8 protein-coding genes and 1 pseudogene are annotated in these 6,472 nt (G+C 60.4%); 4 read left to right on the top strand and 5 right to left on the bottom strand.

The window, feature by feature from the left end:
• The first annotated feature begins 72 nt into the window (after nucleotides 1-72).
• Nucleotides 73-246, top strand: coding sequence for a hypothetical protein (locus IPP88_21980; GenBank protein MBL0125236.1), 174 nt, complete (start codon nucleotides 73-75; stop codon nucleotides 244-246).
• A 206-nt stretch (nucleotides 247-452) separates the two neighbouring features.
• Here IPP88_21980 and IPP88_21975 read toward each other — a convergent pair whose 3' ends face one another.
• The 4 genes from IPP88_21975 to IPP88_21960 form a co-directional block, all read right to left on the bottom strand.
• Nucleotides 453-716, bottom strand: coding sequence for a hypothetical protein (locus IPP88_21975; protein ID MBL0125235.1), 264 nt, complete (start codon nucleotides 714-716; stop codon nucleotides 453-455).
• Complete coding sequence (locus IPP88_21970; GenBank protein MBL0125234.1) at nucleotides 713-973, bottom strand: hypothetical protein; 261 nt, start codon at nucleotides 971-973, stop codon at nucleotides 713-715. The genes IPP88_21975 and IPP88_21970 overlap by 4 nt, the downstream gene beginning before the upstream one ends.
• Nucleotides 974-991: 18 nt before the next feature.
• Nucleotides 992-1,210: a hypothetical protein gene (locus tag IPP88_21965; protein ID MBL0125233.1), complete on the bottom strand. Its 219-nt coding sequence runs from the start codon at nucleotides 1,208-1,210 to the stop codon at nucleotides 992-994.
• Nucleotides 1,211-1,464: 254 nt separating this feature from the next.
• Nucleotides 1,465-1,740 (bottom strand): hypothetical protein, encoded by a 276-nt coding sequence (locus tag IPP88_21960; protein MBL0125232.1) that lies wholly within the window; start codon nucleotides 1,738-1,740, stop codon nucleotides 1,465-1,467.
• Nucleotides 1,741-2,437: 697 nt separating this feature from the next.
• Between IPP88_21960 and IPP88_21955 the strand changes: the two genes are divergently transcribed.
• The 3 genes from IPP88_21955 to IPP88_21945 all read left to right on the top strand — a co-directional run bounded on the left by IPP88_21955 (nucleotide 2,438) and on the right by IPP88_21945 (nucleotide 5,513).
• On the top strand, nucleotides 2,438-2,761 hold the full coding sequence (locus IPP88_21955; protein ID MBL0125231.1) for a hypothetical protein: 324 nt from the start codon (nucleotides 2,438-2,440) through the stop codon (nucleotides 2,759-2,761).
• A 1,746-nt stretch (nucleotides 2,762-4,507) separates the two neighbouring features.
• Complete coding sequence (locus IPP88_21950) at nucleotides 4,508-5,005, top strand: hypothetical protein (protein MBL0125230.1); 498 nt, start codon at nucleotides 4,508-4,510, stop codon at nucleotides 5,003-5,005.
• A gap of 184 nt (nucleotides 5,006-5,189) precedes the next feature.
• Nucleotides 5,190-5,513 carry a hypothetical protein gene (locus IPP88_21945; GenBank protein MBL0125229.1) on the top strand — a complete coding sequence of 108 codons (324 nt, stop codon included), beginning with the start codon at nucleotides 5,190-5,192 and terminating at the stop codon, nucleotides 5,511-5,513.
• On the opposite strand, the pseudogene IPP88_21940 reads toward IPP88_21945, so the two are convergent.
• A pseudogene (locus tag IPP88_21940) lies at nucleotides 5,397-6,432 on the bottom strand (LysR family transcriptional regulator). The gene IPP88_21945 and the pseudogene IPP88_21940 overlap by 117 nt on opposite strands.
• Nucleotides 6,433-6,472 lie beyond the last annotated feature (40 nt).

Raw genomic sequence — 6,472 nt, 5'->3', positions numbered from 1 at the left:
TTCAAACCACTGCCGGGCGCATGAAGGCCGCACTGCGCACATTCATTTTGACGTGACGGGGAAAATACCCGCGTGATCACGCAGATGTATTTTCGAGGGCGAAGCGAGAAACGACACGGATGGCCTGTTGAAGCGCCGCTCACCGGAATCCAGAAAGACCTCATTTCTCGATATGGCAAGCCGTCGGGGCAGCAGGAAAACAAAACACTGGTGGTGCCAAAGGATATCGTGCTGGCGTCGGGATGATATAAACACGGGGCCTCGATGTCGCCGCCCGGCATTGAAGAACATGGCGGGATCGCGTACCGGCGGAGGCTAATTCATGCGGTCGCTTCCTGCCCTCCGGCCCCAGAATACAACCCATGTCGAAAAATCGTCCGTGGGGTTTTCGAAACGATGGACGACGCCCGGGTCGAATAATGGCAACGCCGGTGGCGTCAATGTCGCGCCGCTCATCGCCCTTCACAAATTCGCCGGATCTGCTGACAATGATGTAGAGCTCGTCCTGCGTATGCGGCTGCCAGCATCCTGGCCGCGCGGCGCGCATAGGCCCACGCGCATGCTTCCATGGCGCAAAGGGTAATCAAGGCGGCTGTTATCGGTGTGCGTGCGGCGATCGCCTTCTTTCCATGCTCGCGGGTTGCAATTTCCAGTTGGTTCTTGTTATGCGATTTCTCTCTAGAAAAACCATGCAGATATCCTACATAACCGATCAATCCGGTTCCTGCGCGAAATTCATGATCCAGTTGGTTTCGGATGTTGCGCCGGCGTCGGGAGAGAATGCCTGCTCCCCAGCGTGGCCCGTCCGGTTCAGGCATGGTCCACAGAAATGCACCCGAATCGGCCGTTCGTCCAGCGTGTCGTCCGCGTAGAACGTGCCAACGCCTTTTTCAAATGCCCGACAACCGGCGCGTCGAGTGTGCCCGGATGCCGGGCCATCGAGCCACCAGGATTGACCATTGCCCGGTTTCATCGTTGAACGAACGCAGGGTCACTTCGCTGCGCGGTAAGCGCCGCCCGGCAGGTCGAGCGTGTTGTCGTCGAGATTGCCGATGCCACCCAGAATTTTCTGCGCGACCGATGTGCCCGTGAATTCAATCCACTCATTGCAACCGGGACGAGGCGTAAGTTCAGCCTGGTGGTGTGCTGACGCGCCAGCGCCCGATGAAAAATCGAAGTCGCCGGCACTTGATTGGCGCGTTGGCGTCATTTGACGGCCTTGCCATTTTCATCGACGCGCCTGAACCGCATCTTCCGCGTCAGCATCCAGGTTTTCTCGCCATCTTGCGAGTCGAGCGCCTCCCCACGTCACCTCGTTTTTTCGAGATACGCCCGAATACTCCGCGCGCAAGCAGCACCCGTCGCCGATGACCTCCGAGGCATCCACGCGCTGACGTCGTCAGATAAATCGGCCATGTGCCGGCAGTTGCAGCACGCCCGTGCCTGCCGAGACCCAGGTAGGCGTCAGGACCAGGTGCGTTTTTCGCGGTCAAAGGTCCGTATGGTACTGCTGAATGGCCTGCCCTTGTCGTTTCGCAGCTCTTCCACGCTGACAAGCCCGTCAAGCAGCGTGGCGAATTTCGCCTTTGTTCGAAACCGATCCATTCTTCGCGGATGCTGCCCTGCCTCTTTCATTTTTCGATTGGACACCATGCCAGTTGCCGTCGAGAAAGGTAAACCTTCCGCTTCGGTCAGATAGGCACCAGGAATTTTGTTCGCTGCGGCAGATTGGCTGGACATAACGGTAACGGCTCAGATGAAAATGGCCGCAATGATGCCTGGCGCGGATTGAAAAGAAAGATGTGTTGGTTGCATTTGGCGGCAGTATGTGGACTCCTGTTTGATTGGTGAGCGGCAGCATAAAGCGGGATACATGACACCGGATGTCAGCGGTATTACTGGTACGATGAAAAATGCGTGCCAGTCGATTGCGCCATCATGATGCTGTTGGCAGACGCGCGGCCGTATGAGCGCGCCGGTGCTTGCCGCCGACCTGGAGGTGTCGGTGCGAACTATCCTGCGCCGATATCGACCAGCTTTCGGCGGCGGGCGCGGGGGTGGTCAGACCGCGGGCGAGACGGCGGCTTTCAGCTACGCGAAGGTTGGAGTACCGCTGATTTGACCCGGGCTCACTCCAACCCGGAAGCGCAGGCACTGTTTCTGGCAGGCCTTCCCGCCGCCGCCACTGAACTGGGATTGGGCAGCGCCTCGGCGTCGGCGTGCTCTCAAGATGCTAACGGCGGTTCCCATATCGCCGCGCGAGAACGTCTTGCGCGTCGGCGCGGGATTGCACATCGACCCCATCGATTGGTATCAAGCCGCCACACTGCCGGTGCATTTGCAGGCGGTATGAACGCGGTCTGGCATCAGCGCGCGGTGGGACTCACATGAGAGCTGGAACGGGACGAAAGATCGCATCATCAAGCCGCTTGGCCTGGTGCTCAAGGCGGGTATCTGGTATGTGGCGTATGCCACGCTGATGCAAACAAGCCGCCCCACCTACCAGCTTCTCCAGCATTCAAAAGCTGGATGCAGCCCGGCACGTTTCGGTATCCCTGCAAATTCAACCCCGGCGAGCTTCTGGCAGGCCGCCACCGAGCGGTTCGAAGCGGAAATCTACCGCGGTACCGCAACGGTCTGCGTGAACCTCGCCCGGCATGAAAACGCCTTGTCTCGCTCAGCGTGGCAGCAACGAGGCCGCGGCCCTCGCCACTGCCGACGCCGGAAAAAGAACTGGTCACGTCTCAATATGCTGAGCTAAACGATCGAACATGCGGCGCACCAGTTGCTCGCCGGTATCGGCGCGGATATTGGGGCTACTGGCGCCCGTCGGATTGCGTGACCGCATCCAGGAACCGGATTCACGCGACTGCGGCGTTGTATGCTGCAAGGTGCTGGGATTGACCCTGTCGCAATCTGGCAGGATCCAAGCGACAGCTCTTCGCCGAATGGAAAACGGGCAAGGAGCATTCTGCGTTGCCGTGGAACCGTTATCGCGCCCCGAGCAGTGAATCCAGTTCGCCGCTGGCAAACACCGCCGGCGCCTCCAGTTTTAACGCCGCGGGCGCGCCGACCGCCGCCCTCAGTTTTGGCCCCCCAGGCGCGGCGAAAGCCTGCTCATCTGGCGCCAGCGAGCGACCTTCGACCTGTCGCTGCCGGCGAGTTCAATCCCGCCTGTATTGACGCGGACATAGGTGCCCAATTCCCGCGCGCCGTTTCTGCCTCCGGCGGGGGGACGAGATCGAAGTCGGTGCCGCGGATGCCGATGGTGGCGACCGGCGTTTTGAAGCGCAATCGCGTCCGGCCGGGACTCGCCGACCAAACCGGTCGGGCCGTAGCGGATCGTGGCGATCACAAAGTCTGATGGCGGGATTCAGTTTGTCGAATGCGCTTTCCGCGTTTTCTACCTGGCGTCAAAATGACTTTGGTGCCGGGCCGTACCAGCAACTTCGCGCCGTCGTCGAGTTGCACCACCACTGTTGCACCGGCAGCGGTCGATATCGTATCCTCCCCCGCAATGCATCGCCTGAATCAATCGCGAGCGATTTGCTGGCGCGTGGTCACCGACACTTCGCCCCGTAATCGCTGGACGGCACCGGCCTTCACGGATCCGGTTTTCGGCCCGGCTGGCGAGTCAATTGCTTGCGACGGCTGTGACGCGCTGCCAATCGACGCCGGATCATCCAGTGCCACCACCACCACTCGTCAGATTCACCATCGCATGCGGATTGGCACTGTCGCACGGATCGTCGGTGGGTTTGCCAATCGCCGCCAGCCGCGCCACGTTCAGCACCGGCATTGCTCACCAGAAACTGCTTCACATTCTGCGCGCGCTGCTCGGACAAACGCAGGCTGACCTGCGGATCACCGACTCGCATCGAGGTGCCCCTCGATGCGAAAGCGCCGTCCGCGAGCGCGGGCGCGTTCATATCGCGGAAACTGGAGCCTGGCCAACAACTCGCGGCTTTCCGCAATTGATTTTCGCTGAGGCAAATTCAAACCGTACGGCCTGAGCTGTCTCCCGCCGCGGGTGCGGCGGGCGCGGCTGGCTTGCTACCGAGGCTTCGTGGCATCTGGAATGCCGCCGGCGGTTCCTGGCGCTTGCTTCGCGGCCAGCGCATCGACCATATTTCATCCACTGAAGGCTCGGCCGCAGTCGCGGCAGGCGCAGCAATAAATACTCGCAGCCAGCAATACGCAGAATGCCAGCAGGAAACGAAACGAATGTGCGAGGTCGGTCAGGCTGATATGGCCTGGCGTGGCAATTCTAACCCGGAAGCGGAGATGGCGAAAGCCGAGCACCTGGGGGCAGGCCGGCAAGCCGAGCCACATTGAAGGCTGGCACAAATAGGGAACACGGGTGCATTGCGCGACGAATCGAAAACTGGCCCCTGACTGCGCATCGCCGCATACTGGTTACAGGCTGGCAGTCGCGGGCGATGATCCCGCCGTCATCACCCGATAACCAAGGCAACGGGCTACATTCTTTCTTGCTATATTGCTCGCCATGTCCAGTGCCTCCGCGGAATCGCAATCGCTGACCTTCCAGAAAATTCTTGATAGACCTGGGCTGGTCACTACACGCCCGAATCACAAGATCGCGTACGGCAAGGATGCTTTGCAATACGGTGAGCTGTGGCTGCCGTCCGGCGCCTCAAAGGGCCCTACCGGTGGTCGTGCTGATTCACGGCGGCTGCTGGCTTGCGGAGTTGCTGGGGCTGAAACTCGGGTTGCCTTCCTGGCGGATGATTTGCGCGCAAGCACGGTGTCGCGGGTGTGGAGCCTTACTTATCGACGCGTCGGCCACAATGGTGGTGGTTATCCCGGCTCGTTCAACGATATCGCGAATGGCGTCACCATCTGCGCGAGCGGGCAGGCAAGTTCAAACTGGATTTGTCCCGCGCGGTCGTTACGGGACACTCCGCCGGCGGACATCTCGCGTTATGGCTCCCAGCGCAGCACCGGATTCCTGCGGGCAGCTTGCCCAAGCGCGAACAGACGGTGAATTTCAAGGCGATCGTCGGCATCGCGGCGATTCCTTACCCAGTGCATTCTGCCTGCGCCGGCGCGCATGCGTGTGGAGATACGACGATCGCGCAATTGGTCGACACGGCTGGTCGCGCGCTTCTGGTGGCGCGGCCAGCACACTTTTCGCGGTAAATCGCCCTCGGAGATGCTAAGCGCTGGGCGTGAAGCAGATCTTGATACATGGCGTGTATGACGGCATCGTGCCGCCAGCCATTGGCCTGCGTTACCAGATGCAGGCAAAAGGGAAAGGCGAAAGTATCGAGCTGGTCACGTTCGACAATGCCGGGCTACTTGAATTGATCGCGCCGTGGACAGCTGGCAGGAAGGTGGTCGAGAGGATTGTTGAGGCGGTGAAGTGCAACACTTACCTATGGCGAGACCGCCAGCAGATGGGACGCATTCTCCCGGGCCATGGGGCCAATCTTCGCTACAAGGGGCGCTGGATACGGTTTGCAAAAACACCAGCATTGGCGGCCGCTTCCTGACGTTTTTGCCCGTAGCCCCGTCCACGCTTGACTTTGGCATTTTGAAAGCACTTCACCCGTGATCCGCCCGGCGAATCTCCTCCCGCAAAGTCTTGCGCAAAACGCCTCCGCCAGCGTCTGGCGCACCGCGAGTTGCGGAAAGATAATCGCGTAGCGCGACTCGATGGTTTCCTTAACCGGTCGCACCACCAGGTCCGGGCCGGTAAACGGAACCGCTGTCCACCTCGACACGAGCGTGATCCCCGCGCCCGCCGCGACCAACGCACAGGCGATTGACGAACTTGTGTTTCGGGTACCACGTCTGGCGCCACACCCAGTTTGAAAAGGACGATCTGATAAAGGCACGTAACTATGCTGCGAAAGCAGCACCATGCGTCTGCCATCAAGATCTTTCAGGGAAATCTCGCTTTCTTAGCCAGGCGGTGGCTGGCGGGCATTACTGCCATCGATTGCACCGGGTCGAATGGTTTTCAGACCTCGATCGCCGGTCGCGAAACCGGCAACTCGACCACACCCACGTCGAATTGCCGTGTCGGTACTCAGTTCCATGATCTGGCGTGGAAGGCAGGCTCTGGACAAGACGGTCACATTGGGACGCGTAGATAAATGAAATCGGGTGATGCCACGCGGTACCAGCCACTGCGCCAGCGCCGGTAACGTGGCAATCTGCAAAGGCGCCGGCACGCTGGAAGTGGATGTCCTGTGCCACCTGACCGATGCGCTCAGATGCCGCCGTAGAGATGTTCGCATCTCGCGGGTATAACGCATCGGTTTCGGCGTCGGCACTGATTACCGTCCGCGCCGTTCGTTAAACAGCGCGTAGCCGATCCGGAGCTCCATCAGGCTGATGGTGCGGCTGGACACCCGGCTGCGTCACGCTCATCAGCCGCGCCGCCCCAACCACGCTGCCCGTCAACATCACGGCGCGAAAGGCCCTCGATATGCCGCAGATTGAGTTC

The sequence above is a fragment of the Betaproteobacteria bacterium genome, from assembly GCA_016720925.1.
Lineage (GTDB): Bacteria > Pseudomonadota > Gammaproteobacteria > Burkholderiales > Usitatibacteraceae > UKL13-2.
Note: the sequence above shows the minus strand (reverse complement) of the source record. Positions and strands in the feature narration are given on the sequence as shown.

Bases quoted from the DNA above. Each gene is read 5' to 3' on its own strand.
- IPP88_21970 (MBL0125234.1), bottom strand. From the start codon at position 973: ATGAAACCGGGCAATGGTCAATCCTGGTGGCTCGATGGCCCGGCATCC.
- IPP88_21965 (MBL0125233.1), bottom strand. From the start codon at position 1,210: ATGACGCCAACGCGCCAATCAAGTGCCGGCGACTTCGATTTTTCATCG.
- IPP88_21960 (MBL0125232.1), bottom strand. From the start codon at position 1,740: ATGTCCAGCCAATCTGCCGCAGCGAACAAAATTCCTGGTGCCTATCTG.
- IPP88_21950 (MBL0125230.1), top strand. From the start codon at position 4,508: ATGTCCAGTGCCTCCGCGGAATCGCAATCGCTGACCTTCCAGAAAATT.